At 39.4% G+C, this 15,279-nt stretch carries 13 protein-coding genes; 9 read left to right on the forward strand and 4 right to left on the reverse strand.

What is annotated here, in order from left to right; genetic code table 11:
- Positions 1–15 precede the first annotated feature (15 nt).
- From HSM_RS02485 to HSM_RS02520, 9 genes are all read left to right on the forward strand, one after another.
- On the forward strand, positions 16–1,365 hold the full coding sequence (locus tag HSM_RS02485) for a Fic family protein (protein ID WP_256692761.1): 1,350 nt from the start codon (positions 16–18) through the stop codon (positions 1,363–1,365).
- Entirely contained in the window at positions 1,362–1,628 is a 267-nt protein-coding gene (locus tag HSM_RS10960) for a type I restriction-modification system subunit M N-terminal domain-containing protein (protein ID WP_203414995.1), read from the forward strand. Before HSM_RS02485 ends, HSM_RS10960 begins: the two co-directional genes overlap by 4 nt.
- Positions 1,629–1,637: 9 nt before the next feature.
- Positions 1,638–2,858, forward strand: coding sequence for an HsdM family class I SAM-dependent methyltransferase (locus HSM_RS02490; RefSeq protein ID WP_203414996.1), 1,221 nt, complete (start codon positions 1,638–1,640; stop codon positions 2,856–2,858).
- Between the two features lie 305 nt (positions 2,859–3,163).
- The gene (locus HSM_RS02495; RefSeq protein WP_012341328.1) at positions 3,164–3,445 is read left to right on the forward strand and encodes a chaperone NapD; all 282 of its coding nucleotides are present in this window, start codon (positions 3,164–3,166) and stop codon (positions 3,443–3,445) included.
- Between the two features lie 26 nt (positions 3,446–3,471).
- Positions 3,472–5,955 (forward strand): nitrate reductase catalytic subunit NapA, encoded by a 2,484-nt coding sequence (gene napA, locus HSM_RS02500; protein WP_012341329.1) that lies wholly within the window; start codon positions 3,472–3,474, stop codon positions 5,953–5,955.
- A gap of 50 nt (positions 5,956–6,005) precedes the next feature.
- Entirely contained in the window at positions 6,006–6,758 is a 753-nt protein-coding gene (napG, locus tag HSM_RS02505) for a ferredoxin-type protein NapG (protein ID WP_012341330.1), read from the forward strand.
- On the forward strand, positions 6,758–7,630 hold the full coding sequence (napH, locus tag HSM_RS02510; RefSeq protein ID WP_012341331.1) for a quinol dehydrogenase ferredoxin subunit NapH: 873 nt from the start codon (positions 6,758–6,760) through the stop codon (positions 7,628–7,630). Before napG ends, napH begins: the two co-directional genes overlap by 1 nt.
- Positions 7,630–8,052: a nitrate reductase cytochrome c-type subunit gene (locus HSM_RS02515; RefSeq protein ID WP_011609656.1), complete on the forward strand. Its 423-nt coding sequence runs from the start codon at positions 7,630–7,632 to the stop codon at positions 8,050–8,052. The genes napH and HSM_RS02515 overlap by 1 nt, the downstream gene beginning before the upstream one ends.
- Positions 8,053–8,066: 14 nt before the next feature.
- The gene (locus tag HSM_RS02520; RefSeq protein ID WP_012341333.1) at positions 8,067–8,678 is read left to right on the forward strand and encodes a NapC/NirT family cytochrome c; all 612 of its coding nucleotides are present in this window, start codon (positions 8,067–8,069) and stop codon (positions 8,676–8,678) included.
- 94 nt (positions 8,679–8,772) lie between these two features.
- Here the strand turns inward: HSM_RS02520 and purL are convergent, their stop codons facing one another.
- The 4 genes from purL to surE form a co-directional block, all read right to left on the reverse strand.
- Positions 8,773–12,666, reverse strand: a complete 3,894-nt coding sequence (gene purL, locus HSM_RS02525; protein ID WP_012341334.1) for a phosphoribosylformylglycinamidine synthase — start codon at positions 12,664–12,666, stop codon at positions 8,773–8,775.
- A 180-nt stretch (positions 12,667–12,846) separates the two neighbouring features.
- Positions 12,847–13,884, reverse strand: a complete 1,038-nt coding sequence (locus tag HSM_RS02530) for a peptidoglycan DD-metalloendopeptidase family protein (protein ID WP_012341335.1) — start codon at positions 13,882–13,884, stop codon at positions 12,847–12,849.
- Positions 13,885–13,924: 40 nt separating this feature from the next.
- Positions 13,925–14,500 (reverse strand): YqaA family protein, encoded by a 576-nt coding sequence (locus HSM_RS02535; RefSeq protein ID WP_011609652.1) that lies wholly within the window; start codon positions 14,498–14,500, stop codon positions 13,925–13,927.
- Positions 14,501–14,529: 29 nt separating this feature from the next.
- Entirely contained in the window at positions 14,530–15,270 is a 741-nt protein-coding gene (surE, locus tag HSM_RS02540) for a 5'/3'-nucleotidase SurE (RefSeq protein WP_011609651.1), read from the reverse strand.
- Positions 15,271–15,279 lie beyond the last annotated feature (9 nt).

Below are 15,279 nucleotides of genomic sequence, written 5' to 3' on the forward strand. Positions count from 1 at the left end.
GGCACATTGGATTATTTGAATCGAGAAACCTTGAACAAATATCGCCATTTATTAAAAGCACATAATCCTTCATCACCATTATTGATTCTTTCTGATGAACGCTTTGCCAAGAAGGCTGGGATTTTTTCCATTGATGCCACAACAGGCAAGCAAGGTATTACCTACGCTGCTTTGCTGTTATTTGGCAAAGGGGAGGCTATTAAAGGTGTTTTTCCGCATTTTTTCTTTGAGTATATTGAAAAAAGCGAAGAGAACCGCCGTTATGATCTCCGTATTACGGATTTTGATCTTGAAGATGGCAACTTATTTGAGTTTTACCTAAAAATTGAACCGAGAATTATTGCACTGGGCAAGGATACTCATTTCAAATTAGATAAACTCACACGCACGGAAGAAAATGAAATTACCGAAGCATTGCGAGAAGCCTTGGTCAATGCCATTGCTCACGCAGACTATTTCAATAATGCACGCCATCTGAAAATTGTGAAAACGACCAATCAAATCAGCTTTGAAAATGCGGGGATAATGTTGGTGGAGGTTGAGCAGGCAATTCTTGGAAACCGTTCCGAATGTCGCAATGGCAAAATTCACGACCTCTTACGACGTATCGGCTTATGCGAACGGCAAGGCGAGGGTGTGCGAGATATTTTCGCTCATTGGAAAAGCCGTTATTTCAACACGCCAAAATTAGAAAGCCATATTGATCACACCAAGCTCACACTCACTTTTCAAGATGGTGAAATTGCAAAATGGCAGGAAAAATTGACTGCTTGCTTGGGAAAAGATTTTCTAAAACTTAAAGAAATCGGCAAAGATTGCCTGCTTTATATTGCCGTAAACGGTCAACAAGCAAGCCATAAACACATGACAGATAAAATGCCTCAGTATTCTTCTCGTGCCATTACCCTTGCTTTAGCACAGTTAAAAAATAAAGGTTTATTAAGTGTATCAGGTGAAAAACGTAGTGACCGTGTTTATCATCTTCTAGAGCTAATTGCAGATAAGTCAAAATGTGATTATGTGGATAACAGCCTAACCGTACAAGATAAAACTATTGAAAATCAAATGGTTATAGAGAATAACTCGTTGGGTTATATACAAGATAGGATACAAGATAGGATACAAGATAATCTTGCTTCTTTGTTGGAAATTTTAAATGATACTGCGTACAGTACGAGTGAATTATTAACATTGCTGGCGTTAAAAAGTCGTCCAAGCTTTGTCAAAAATTATCTTAATAAAGCATTACAGGCGGAGTTAATTGAAATGACTATTCCTGACAAGCCAACCAGCCGTAACCAAAGATATCGATTAACTCGGACAGGTAAACAGCTTTTAGCAAAATTGAAAAGAGACACACAATGACCATACAAACACACACCTCAAACGCCATTGTCCAAAAAGTTTGGAGTTTTTGTCATATGCTCCGTGATGACGGCGTGAGCTATGGCGATTATTTGGAACAGATTACCTATTTGATTTTCTTAAAAATGGCATTTGAATACAGCCAGCCACCCTATAAGAGAAATGTCGGCATTCCTACTGAATACAACTGGCAAAGTTTGATTAACCGTTCGGGGATGGAATTGGAAAGTCATTATTTGGCATTATTGCGTGATTTAAGCTAGAAAAAAGGCTTGCTTGGGCAGATTTTCGCCAAAGCACAAAACAAAATTCAAGACCCTGCCAAACTTTCTCGTTTAATTGCGATGATAGACGAAACCAAGTGGACCCGTTTAAATACTGATGTGAAAGGCGATATTTACGAAGGTATTTTGGAAAAAAATGCTGAAGACACTAAATCGGGAGCTGGGCAATATTTTACACCACGAGCCTTGATTGCAGCGATTGTAGAATGTGTTCGTCCGCAAGCCGATACGATCATTGCTGACCCGGCAGCGGGAACAGGCGGTTTTTTATTGGCAGCATACAGTTATTTAGAAAAACATACCAATTTAAACGCTGAACAGAAAGTGCGGTTAAAAAAAGGGACTTTTTTTGGCAATGAAATTGTTGCCAATACCCGCTGTTTGTGTTTGATGAATTTGTTTTTGCACGGTATTGGCGAAATGGACGGTGAAAGTCCGATTAGCTCTGATGATTCTTTGCTTGCACCAAGTAGTCGAAAAGCGGATTTGGTTTTAGCTAATCCGCCCTTTGGCAAAAAAAGCAGTATGACGTTTACCAATGCGGACGGTGAAGCTGAAAACGAAGATTTTGTTTATAACCGTCAGGATTTTTGGGCAACAACTGCCAATAAACAGGTCAATTTTTTGCAACATATTTACACTATGCTTAAAAACAATGGTCGTGCGGCGGTAGTGGTGCCTGATAACGTGTTATTTGAAGGCGGTGCAGGCGAAACGGTGCGTAAAAAATTGTTGCAGATGACGGATTTGCACACTATTTTACGTTTACCGACGGGTATTTTTTATGCTCAAGGTGTGAAAGCAAATGTACTGTTTTTTGATAATCGCCCAACTCAAGAACAGGCGGTTACCACAGAAATTTGGGTATATGATTACCGCACTAATGTGCATCACACTTTAAAGAAAAGACCAATGCAATTGACTGATTTACAAGACTTTATCAATTGCTATTGTGCTGATGATCGCCGTAAACGTACGGAAACCTATCACGCCGATAACAATCCTGACGGTCGCTGGCGTAAATTTACCCTTGATGAAATTAACAAGCGGGAGAAAACCAGTTTAGATATTTTTTGGTTAAAAGATCGTTCTTTGACCGACTTGGATCATTTGTCGGACCCTGATGTGTTAGCCAATGAAATCATAGAAAATATGGAAATAGCTTTGATGAATTTTAGACGTGTAGCACAGGAATTGATAGATAAATGAAATGAGTTGTCCTCAAACACCGTTTACAGAAATGTAAACGGTTTTTTAAATAAATCAATGATATATCATTTTTCTCAAGCATATCCGCAATTCCACGCTTCGTAACTTCCTATACTGAAATCATAAATTTGATCTACCTCAACAAACTTGCATTTTGTCGAGCAAATACTCATTTTTGGTTATTAAAAATCAGCGGTAAGGTTTGGACAATAAAAATCTATAAAAGAATAGTGTGGTTTTTAGGCATAACGTTGGTGGAAGAACAGTTATCCGGCAACGATAACAACCTCAAAATAAGAAAGAATATGAAAGAAAATAAAAACGCAAAAAATCATGCTGAGGAGTGGCATGTTTGTGGCTTAATTATTCAAGTAAACCCACAAAAAATAGCACAAGTTAAGACCGCTCTTTTGACGATTCCGCATACGGAAATTCCAGCAGAGGATGAAAAAGGAAAATTGGTTGTGGTTATGCAATCGGACGATCCGCAGGTTTTACTGAATCATATGGAAAATTCACGCAATATTGATGGCGTGATTGATTTGTCGCTGATTTATCATCAACAAGATGACAATGTTGAGCAATAGTTTAAAAATGAATAGTGGGGGAGACTATGAATTTAAGTCGTCGTGATTTTATGAAAGCAAATGCTGCTTTAGCTGCCGCTTCAGTGGCTGGCTTAATTATTCCGGTAAAAAATGTAAATGCAGCTGACACAAGTATTACTTGGGATAAAGCCGTATGTCGCTTTTGCGGTACAGGATGTGCGGTATTAGTGGGGACAAAAGATGGACGTGTTGTTGCTTCGCAAGGTGATCCTGATGCAGAAGTTAATCGAGGGTTAAACTGTATTAAAGGTTATTTCCTACCCAAAATTATGTATGGGAAAGACCGTTTAACGCACCCTATGCTACGTATGAAAAACGGTCAATATGACAAAGAAGGGGAATTTACCCCCGTAACTTGGGATTTTGCCTTTAAAACAATGGCGGAAAAATTTAAGTCTGCATTAAAAGCAAAAGGACCGAACGGTGTAGGTATGTTCACCTCCGGACAATCCACTATTTTTGAAGGTGTGGCAAAATCGAAATTATTCAAAGCAGGATTACTTTCAAATAATATTGATCCGAATGCTCGTCACTGCATGGCATCGGCAGCTGTTGCCTTTGTACGTACCTTTGGTATAGATGAGCCCATGGGCTGTTATGATGATATTGAGCATGCCGATGCTTTCGTGCTTTGGGGGTCAAATATGGCGGAAATGCACCCGATTTTATGGTCTCGAATCTCGGATCGCCGTTTGGCTAATCCTGATACGGTTAGTGTAAATGTCCTTTCTACCTTTGAGCACCGCTCTTTTGAACTTGCCGATTTAGGTATTCTTCTCAAACCTCAGTCTGATTTGGCTATTTTGAACTATATTGCAAATTATCTCATTGAAAATAATGCAATTAATCGAGAGTTCATCGAAAAACATACCAAATTTAAACGTGGCGAAACTGATATTGGTTATGGTTTACGTCCACAAGATCCTCGTGAGCAAACAGCGAAAAATGTTAAAACTGCGGGCAAGATGTATGATAGTTCTTTTGAGGAATTCAAAAAATTAGTTGCACCGTACACCTTAGAAAAAGCACATGAAATTTCCGGAGTACCAAAGGAGCAATTAGAAAAACTGGCAAAACTTTATGCCGATCCAAATAAAAAAGTTGTTTCTTATTGGACAATGGGTATAAACCAACACACACGTGGTGTATGGGCAAACCATTTAATTTATAACATTCATTTATTAACCGGAAAAATTTCATTACCGGGGTGTGGTCCTTTCTCATTAACAGGTCAACCCTCTGCTTGTGGTACTGCACGTGAGGTGGGTACTTTTATTCATCGGTTACCGGCGGACTTAGTAGTTATTAAACCGGAACATCGTAAAATCGCAGAAAAAATTTGGAAACTACCGGAAGGTTTGATTTCAGATAAATTAGGCTTCCACGCTGTTGCACAAAGTCGTGCATTAAAAGACGGCAAAATGCAGGTGTTATGGCAAATGTGTAATAACAATATGCAGGCAGGTCCAAATATCAATGAGGAAACTTACCCAGGGTGGCGTAATCCGGATAACTTTATTGTCGTTTCAGATCCCTATCCAACCGTATCCGCACTTTCAGCCGATTTGATCTTACCAACAGCAATGTGGGTTGAAAAAGAAGGGGCTTATGGAAATGCGGAACGTCGCACTCAATTTTGGCGTCAACAAGTGAAAGCACCGGGTGAAGCAAAATCTGATTTATGGCAATTAGTTGAATTTTCTAAATATTTTACGACTGATGAAGTATGGCCGGCAGAAATTTTAGCGAAAAATCCGGCATACCAAGGTAAAACACTTTATGAGGTGCTTTATCTCAATGGACAAGTAAATCAATACTCAAATGATGAACTGAAAGGTCGCCTAAATGATGAGGCTTACCATTTTGGTTTCTATATACAAAAAGGGTTATTTGAAGAATACGCAAGTTTTGGTCGAGGACATGGTCATGATTTAGCTGATTTTGACACTTACCATAAAGCTCGAGGCTTGCGTTGGCCTGTAGTTGACGGTAAAGAAACTTTATGGCGTTATCGTGAAGGTTATGATCCTTATGTAAAAGCAGGGGAGGGTGTTTCTTTTTATGGTCAGGCGGATAAAAGAGCGGTGATTTTAGCGGTACCATATGAACCGCCGGCAGAGGTGCCGGATAGAAAATATGATTTATGGCTGACCACAGGTCGCATTCTTGAGCATTGGCATACAGGATCAATGACACGTCGTGTACCAGAATTACACCGTTCTTTCCCGAATAACCTTGTTTGGATGAATCCGAATGATGCGAAAAAACGTGGTTTGAAACATGGGGATAAGATTAAGGTTATTTCTCGCCGAGGTGAAATAACGTCTTATATAGATACTCGTGGACGTAATAAATGTCCTGAAGGTTTGATTTATACGACTTTCTTTGATGCTGGACAGCTGGCAAATAAACTGATATTAGATGCAACAGATCCGATTTCGAAAGAAACTGACTTCAAAAAATGTGCAGTAAAAGTGGTGAAAGCGTAACAATCAACAAAAGGCACCGCACTTTACTTGCTAAAGTGCGATGAATACTCATGAAGAAAATTGCTTTTACACCGGAACGCCGAAAATTTTTAAGAGATACCGTCCGAACCTGTGGCGGACTTGCCGGATTAGGCGTATTACTTGGCTTACAACAACATCAAAGTCTGGCTAGACAGGGGGTGGCATTACGTCCGCCCGGTGCTTTGGCTAATGACCAAGATTTTACAGCGGCTTGTATTCGTTGCGGTCAATGTGTACAGGCTTGTCCTTATAAAATGCTGCATTTAGCCTCATTATTATCTTCCATAGAGGCAGGAACTCCCTATTTTATTGCAAGAGAGAAGGCTTGTGAAATGTGTGAGGATATTCCTTGTGTTAAGGCTTGTCCGAGCGGTGCATTGGATAATCAACTTGATGATATTAGTAAAGCAACAATGGGATTAGCCGTTTTGCTTGATCACGAAACCTGTTTAAACTGGCAGGGTTTACGTTGTGATGTTTGTTATCGTGTTTGCCCTTTAATTGATAAAGCGATTACGTTGGAAAAACATCGGAATGAAAGAACAGGAAAGCATGCTGTGTTTATTCCAACTGTTCACTCCAATGCTTGTACAGGATGTGGTAAATGTGAAGAGGCTTGTGTATTGGAAGAAGCCGCCATCAAGGTTCTTCCTAATACATTAGCAAAAGGTATGTTGGGAGAACATTATCGTTTGGGCTGGCAAGAGAAAGATAAAGTAGGGCATTCTCTTGCACCAAAAGACTTAATATCCTTACCAATTCGTCAACCGGAGAGTAAATAATGGCAAATTCTCCTAAACACAGCGGTAGAGAATCAAGAGAAAAATTAGGTTTTTGGCGTGCAAACCGGTTCCTCATTTTACGTCGGGTAACTCAATTCAACATTCTCACCATGTTCTTGAGCGGACCTTATTTAAACTTTTGGATTCTAAAGGGTAATTATAGTGGTAGTTTATTATTCGACACTATCCCATTAACCGATCCGCTTATTGTCGCCGAAAGCCTTGCAACAGGCTATTTACCGAACAGTTCAACGATTATTGGAACAATTATTGTTGTATCAATATATGCTTTACTTGGTAGCAAAGTTTTTTGTGGCTGGGTTTGTCCTCTTAATGTTGTAACGGATTGTGCCGCTTGGTTACGTCGAAAATTAGGTATTCGTCAAAGTGCCAAACTTCCTCGTGGCTTGCGTTATGGTATTTTGCTGATGATTTTAATGGGGAGTGCAGTAAGTGGCGTATTGTTATGGGAATGGATAAATCCTGTTTCCGCTTTGGGACGTGCGTTAATTTATGGGGTTGGTGCAACAACTTGGTTGATATTGGCAGTTTTCTTATTTGACTTATTTATTGTGGAACATGGCTGGTGCGGTCATCTTTGTCCTATTGGTGCAATTTATGGTGTGATTGGGGCAAAAAGTTTATTGCGTATTAAAGTAGTTGAGCAACAAAAATGTGATCACTGTATGGATTGTTACCATATTTGTCCGGAGCCGCAAGTTTTACGTGCACCGCTACACGGTAAAAATAATGAAAGTCGGTTTGTACTTTCAAAAGATTGTATCAGTTGCGGACGTTGTATTGATGTCTGTGCTGAAAAAGTATTTATATTTAGCAATAGATTTAATCATTCTGGGAGTGATCAAAAATGATGAAAAAAACACTATTATTTATTACCGCACTTTTTGTGTCTTCTGCTTTTGCAACGCAGAAAGTAGGAAAAAACTACCAAGATGCTGTTGAAAATGTGCCAGCTGCATTTCATAACCATATAAAAGAAAGTACAACGCCCGCATTAAACTATGTAAATCAACCACCTATGATCCCGCATAGCGTTGCAAATTATCAAGTAACAAAAAATACAAACCAGTGTTTAAATTGCCATAGTCCGGAAAACTCGAGAATTACCGGAGCAACAAGAATTAGTCCAACGCATTTTACAGATCGTGACGGCAATGTTACCGGTCAAACTGCACCACGACGCTATTTCTGTTTACATTGCCACGTATCGCAAGCAGATGTTGCTCCTATTGTGCCAAATGAATTTAAGCCAATGAAAGGCTATGGTAACTAGATGAGGATAGATGTATGGCAAATGAAAAATCAAATATCATCGTTCGTTTAAGTAAAAGCGGTTGGAAATGGTTTAGGAAGCCAAGTCGTGCTGTCAGTGTATTGATTTTATTATCATTTATTGCAGGTATTATTTTTTGGGGAGGGTTTAACACCGCATTTGAATACACGAATACGGAAGAATTTTGTTCCAGTTGTCATATGAATGACGTTGTACCTGAATATCGTCATTCTGTTCACTATATGAATCGCAGTGGAGTAAAAGCCGACTGTGCCGACTGTCATTTACCGCACGAATTTATTCCGAAATGGACACGTAAAATCGGGGCGGCAAAAGAAGTTTATGCGTATATTACAGGCAAGGTAGATACCAAAGAGAAATTTGAGGCACATCGCTTAGAAATGGCACAACGTGAATGGGCTAGAATGAAAGCCAATGACTCACAAGAATGTCGTCATTGCCATAATTTCAATGATATGGATACTACTCAGCAAAAAAATGTCGCACAAAAAATGCACAGAATGGCACAAGAACAAGGAAAAACCTGTATTGATTGTCATAAAGGTATTGCTCACCAATTACCGAATATGAAAGACGTGCAATCCGGTTTTTTACCTGAGCAATAGTGAAAAAATTGACCGCACGTTGAGTTGCACCTCAAACGTTGGATACATCCGACTGATTGAGGTGCAACATTGTGACTATTTGATTTTAAATTATTTATCCTAATGCAACTCTCGCATTTTGGAATAAACGCATCCAAGCCCCGTCTTCTTGCCAATTTTCAGGATACCAAGAATTGTTTACTGCTCTAAATACACGCTCAGGGTGTGGCATCATAATAGCGACTCGTCCGTTGGAATTAGAAAGTGCGGTAATTCCCTCCGCAGATCCGTTCGGATTTGCCGGATATATTTCTGTCGGATTTAACTGACTGTCGATATATTGTGCAGCAATCAAATTCTGTGCTTTTAATGCTTGCAACTGCTGATCATGCTTAAATTCAATTCGTCCTTCACCATGAGAAACCGCAATCGGCATATGTGATCCCGACATTCCGTTAAACCATACGGAATGAGTATCGTTAATGCGAACCATTGCAACACGAGCTTCAAAACGTTCTGATTTATTTCGTACAAATCGTCCCCAGTTTTCCGTACCGGGTATAATTTCTGCTAAATTGGATAACATTTGACAACCGTTACAAACACCTAAGGCTAATGTGTCCTGACGATGGAAAAATGCACTGAATTGATCACGAAGTGCAGTGTTAAACAGAATGGATTTAGCCCAACCGCCACCGGCTCCCAAGACATCGCCATAAGAAAAACCACCACAAGCAACGAGTGCGTTGAAATCCTGAAGATGGTGACGTCCTTTTTGCAAATCACTCATATGAACATCAATGGCATTAAATCCAGCACGATCAAAAGCTGCCGCCATTTCATAATGGCTGTTTACCCCTTGTTCACGTAAAATAGCAATACGAGGTTTTGTTCCTTTGTGGATATAAGGTGCGGTGATTTTTTCATTTAGATCATAGGTCAAATAAGCGGAAAGTCCTTTATCATTCGGATCTTTTTTCATCTCAAATTCTTGATCGGCACAATCCGGATTATCACGTAAACGTTGCATTTGATGTGTTAATTCAGCCCAAATCCCACGTAATACGGAACGTTTTTCACTCAATAAGACTCTGGTACTGCGAGTAATCTCGATATGATCATCTGCGGTAACAATACCGAGTTCTTTGGTTAAATGAATTAATCCATGTTCGGTCAATACGGCACGCACCGCTTTAAGGTCACTTTCTTTGACTTGAATTACGGCACCTAATTCTTCATTGAATAAAACACCGAGATCATTGTCACCCAATGCACTGATGTCTATGGAAATACCGCAATGACCGGCAAAAGCCATTTCCGCAAGCGTAACAATCAAACCACCGTCCGAACGATCATGATAGGCCAGCAATTTCTCTTGTTTCACGAGAGCTTGCATTGCATTAAAAAAGCCTTTTAGCAAAGACACATTTACCACATCTGCCGGTACATCGCCTAATTGCTTATACACTTGAGCAAGTGCGGTTGCACCTAAACGATTTTTTCCCTCACCTAAATCAATTAATAGTAATCGGCTATCTCCTTTGTCCAGACGTAATTGAGGTGTAACCGTCTTACGCACATCTTCTACACGAGCAAACGCACTGATAATTACGGAAAGCGGTGCGGTTACGGATTTTTGATATCCTTCTTCCTGCCAAGTGGTTTTCATAGACATGGAATCTTTTCCAACCGGAATGGTTAAACCTAATTGAGGGCATAATTCCTCACCGATTGCTTTTACAGCCTCATAAAGTCCGGCATCTTCGCCGCCATGACCTGCGGCAGCCATCCAGTTAGCGGATAATTTAATCCGTCTAATATTGCCGATATCCGTTGCGGCAATATTGGTAATGCTTTCTGCGACAGCTAAACGTGCAGAGGCGGCAAAATCCAACAAGGCAACAGGAGTTCGTTCTCCGATAGACATTGCTTCACCGTGATAACTGTCTAAACTTGCTGTTGTTACCGCACAATCCGCCACAGGTACTTGCCACGGACCGACCATTTGATCCCGTGCTACCATACCTGTTACTGAGCGGTCGCCGATAGTGATTAAAAATGTTTTCTCTGCTACGGCAGGTAACCGCAATACCCTGAACAATGCTTCTTTAATTTGGATCATAGACTGATCCAATTGGGGATTATTGACTTTTGCGGATTTCACATCACGTATCATTTTAGGGGTTTTACCTAACAAGATGTTCATTGGTAAATCAATAGGATTGTTATTAAAATGGCTATCTTGCAAAGTTAACTGCTGTTGTTCCGTTGCCTCACCAATCACCGCAAAAGATGCTCGCTCACGCTGACAAATCGCTTCAAAGAGCGGTAATTTTTCTGGTGAAACGGCTAAAACATAACGTTCTTGTGATTCATTGCACCAAATTTCTAACGGCGACATTCCTTTTTCATCGCATAAAATTTTTCGCAACTCGAATCGACCACCTCGACCACCATCATGAACTAATTCAGGCATCGCATTAGATAACCCGCCGGCACCGACATCATGAATAAAAAGAATGGGGTTTTCTGAACCTAATTGCCAACAACGGTCTATTACTTCCTGACAGCGACGCTCCATTTCCGGATTATCCCGTTGTACAGAAGCAAAATCCAAATCTTCTTTTGACTTTCCTGATGCCATAGACGAGGCTGCACCACCGCCCAGACCAATATTCATTGCTGCTCCGCCTAACACAATTAATTTCGCACCAACAGGAATTTCGCCTTTTTGCACATGTTCATGACGAATATTACCTATCCCGCCTGCCAGCATAATCGGCTTATGATAGCCCCGCACTTCTTCGCCGTTAAAACTGTTGACTTTTTCTTCATAAGTACGGAAATAACCCAATAAAGCAGGACGCCCGAATTCATTATTGAAAGCAGCACCGCCAAGCGGACCTTCAATCATAATATCCAGTGCGGAGGCAATACGGCTCGGTTTACTCAACGCATTTTCCCAAGGTTGCGGAAAATTCGGAATACAAAGATTAGACACGGAGAAACCGACTAAACCGGCTTTCGGTTTTGCACCACGTCCCGTGGCTCCCTCATCACGAATTTCGCCACCTGAACCAGTTGCAGCTCCGGGGAAAGGTGAAATGGCGGTAGGGTGATTATGGGTTTCCACTTTCATCAAAATATGCGTGTCTTCTTGATGATAACGATATTGCCCGTCTTGGTCAGGGAAAAAGCGTCCGACTTTTGAACCTTCCATCACCGCAGCATTATCTTTATAAGCTGACAATACATAATCAGGCGTTTTCTCAAAGGTGTTTTTAATCATTTTAAACAGCGATTTATCCTGTTTTTTTCCATCAATAATCCAATCTGCATTAAAAATCTTATGACGACAATGTTCTGAGTTCGCTTGTGCAAACATATAAAGTTCAACATCTGTAGGATTGCGACCGAGTGCGGTGAAATTTTCCACTAAATAATCAATTTCATCTTTTGCTAATGCCAATCCTAAAGTCACATTCGCCTTTTCCAATGCAACATGCCCACCGGTTAAAATATCTACCGTGGTGAAAGGTTTTGGGTCATGCTGTTCAAATAAAACAGCTGCTTCTTGTGGAGAACGGACAATACTTTCCATCATAGGGTCGTAGATACGGAATACTAATTGTTGTTCTTCTTCAGCCGTTAAAGTGCGGTTAAATTTGAAATAATAAGCGATACCACGTTCCAAACGAAGTACCTTATTTAAATCACAATTATGTGCAATATCAGTTGCTTTTGATGCCCAAGAAGAAATCGTACCTATACGTGGAATCACCACAAAACATTCCCCATAAGGCTCTTGCGATTTCTGAGTCGGACCATAACGCAAAAGCTCCTCTAATTTTTCTCTTTCTACCTCAGTTAATGCTTCACTTAAATGGGCAAAATGCAAAAATTCTGCATAACAAGACACAATGGGTAAATTATCTTGCTGAAAACCACTGAATAACTGATTTAAACGAAAATTGGATAATGCGGGCGTACCACGAAAAATGTGTAACATAGAAAAGATCCATCAAAAAAATAAAAAACGACCACATTATAAAGGAATTTTTATCGGAACGAAAACGTTTGCCTAATGCAATTTTCAAAAAATAGTTAATAAAAAGCTGATAACTGAAATGATCTGCACCCCAAAAGTTGGATTAAACAACTAACTGATGAAGTGCAGATTTTTTTAGGATTAATTTTTTGGTAAATATCTCATTGGATCTACTGATTGACCTTTATAACGAATTTCAAAATGGAGTTTGATTGTGTTTGTTCCAGAACTTCCCATTTTAGCAATTTGTTGACCCGCTTTAACTTCTTGCTGATCTTTGACGAGTATACTTTCATTATGTGCATAAGCACTTAAATAACTGTCATTATGTTTAATAATAATTAAATTACCATATCCACGTAAAGCGTCTCCGGCATATACAACTCGTCCAGCAGCAGCTGCATTAACAGCTTGTCCACGAGAACCGCTAATATCAATACCTTTATTGCCTCCATCAGCACTGGAAAATCCTTGAATAATTTTTCCATTTGTTGGCCAAATCCAAGCTATATTTGAGGTGGCTGGAGGTGTTTTATTGATTGGCATTGTTGAATGTGTTGGTGTAGCAACGGGGTTCATTTGTTCATTTGTTGGTCTATTAGCATTCCATGTCTCATTGACTGTATTTTGTGTCACCTCTGATTCATTTATTGTCTGTGTTGGTATCATATTGCTATCGGGAATATTATTTGCAATTTTCAATATTTGTCCAATACTCAGATGATATGGTTCAGACATATTATTTAGTGTGGCCAATTCTTTTATATCCATGCCTGAAATATAAGCAATAAGAAACATGGTATCGCCTTTGCGTACTTTGTAAGTATCACCTTTGTAAAAACCCTTATCAATTTTGCTATAAACAGGCACATTAGTTTTAGGATCTCTTGGAATTTCAAAATTTTGTAGAGCCTGTTTTTTTGCTATCGATTCTGTTTTTTGTTGATTTTGTTGAATGATTTCAGGTTGATAAGTGGAATTTGTTGCTTTCGGCACTCTCATACTTTCGGGCATCTTTTGTTGAATAACTTGAGGTTCCCAAGCGGTTGAGTTTGTACCATTAATCGGTTTGATAATACTTGGTGCTAAATCCTTAGCATTTTCTACCGGAGCCGGAGTGTGTGAACTACAAGCAGCTAGTACAGTGATACTAATAGATAAAGGTAAAAATTTTTTCATGTAAATTCTCCGTTACTTTATATTCATTTTTTATCTTAGATTATTTCAAGACAAGATATACAACTATAGCAATAATGACAACTGACCAACCGATAAATTCAATAGATTGACGTAATTTCGCAGCAAATTTTTTTCCGCTCCAAGCCGCTAAATGGGTAACGAGCAAAAATCTTGCAATACGAGAAATAAAGGCAGTAAGTAAGAAAGGCAAAAATGCCATTTGCATGACGCCTGCACAAATCGTAAAAATTTTATAAGGAATAGGTGAAAAACCTGCAACGAAAACTACCCAAATACCCCATTCTTTGAACCAAGAAAGAGCAGTTTCCCAATGTTGTTGATAACCCCATTGTTGAATATAACTTTGTATGAAATCAAAAGCGTAATAACCTAATCCATAACCAATTGCCCCACCAATGGCTGAAGCCATTGCTGCATAAAATGCAAATTTAGTAGCACATTTAGGTTTATTTATTGACATCGGAATAAGCATGACATCAGGTGGTATTGGGAAGAAAATAGCCTCAATAAAACTAACAAAAGTTAGCCAAAATGTAGCAAAACGGTGATTTGCCCATTGCATAGTTTTATCATATAGCGTACCGAAAATTTTCATGTTTTATTCCTTCGATGAAAAGATTATCGTTATTCCTTATCTAACCATTGTTGTAAAGCTGTCATTGAATGATATGCCGTCATATCTGTTTGAATGGGTGTAATTGACACATAGCCGTTTTTAACGGCATGGAAGTCCGTTCCTTCCGATTCATTTTCTGCCAGTCCTATTGGTCCAATCCAATAAATCTCTTCACCTCTTGGATCTTTTTGTTTAATAATATCCGCTGCAGCTGCACGATACCCAAGATGACAAACTTTAATACCTTTTATTTCTGAATAGGGGAGATCCGGCACATTAATATTAATAATTTCTCGGCTTTTTAATAATCGTCCATATAGTTTAGGAATAAGTTGACTCACAATTATTGCCGCACTTTCATAATGTTGTCGTCCATCTAAAGAAACTGCGATTGCAGGTAAGCTTAAATGGCGACCTTCCAGTGCAGCTGCAACAGTTCCCGAATAAATAACGTCATCACCTAAATTGACTCCTGCATTAATACCTGAAACGACAAGGTCGATCTGACCGGATAAAAAACCGTTGAGTGCTAAATGTACACAATCTGCGGGAGTGCCATTGATACTATAATCACCATTATCCAATTTCATTGGTCGTAAAGGCTCAACGAGTGTGAGTGAGCTTGAAGCAGCACTACGATTACGGTCTGGTGCAACAACAGTGACTTGTGCAAATTTACGTAATTCTTTAGCAAGAGTTTTGATTCCCTCTGCCTGTATGCCATCATCATTAGAAAGCAGAATATGCATATTGTTTCC

It is taken from the genome of Histophilus somni 2336, assembly GCF_000019405.1.
Taxonomy (GTDB): Bacteria; Pseudomonadota; Gammaproteobacteria; order Enterobacterales; family Pasteurellaceae; genus Histophilus; species Histophilus somni.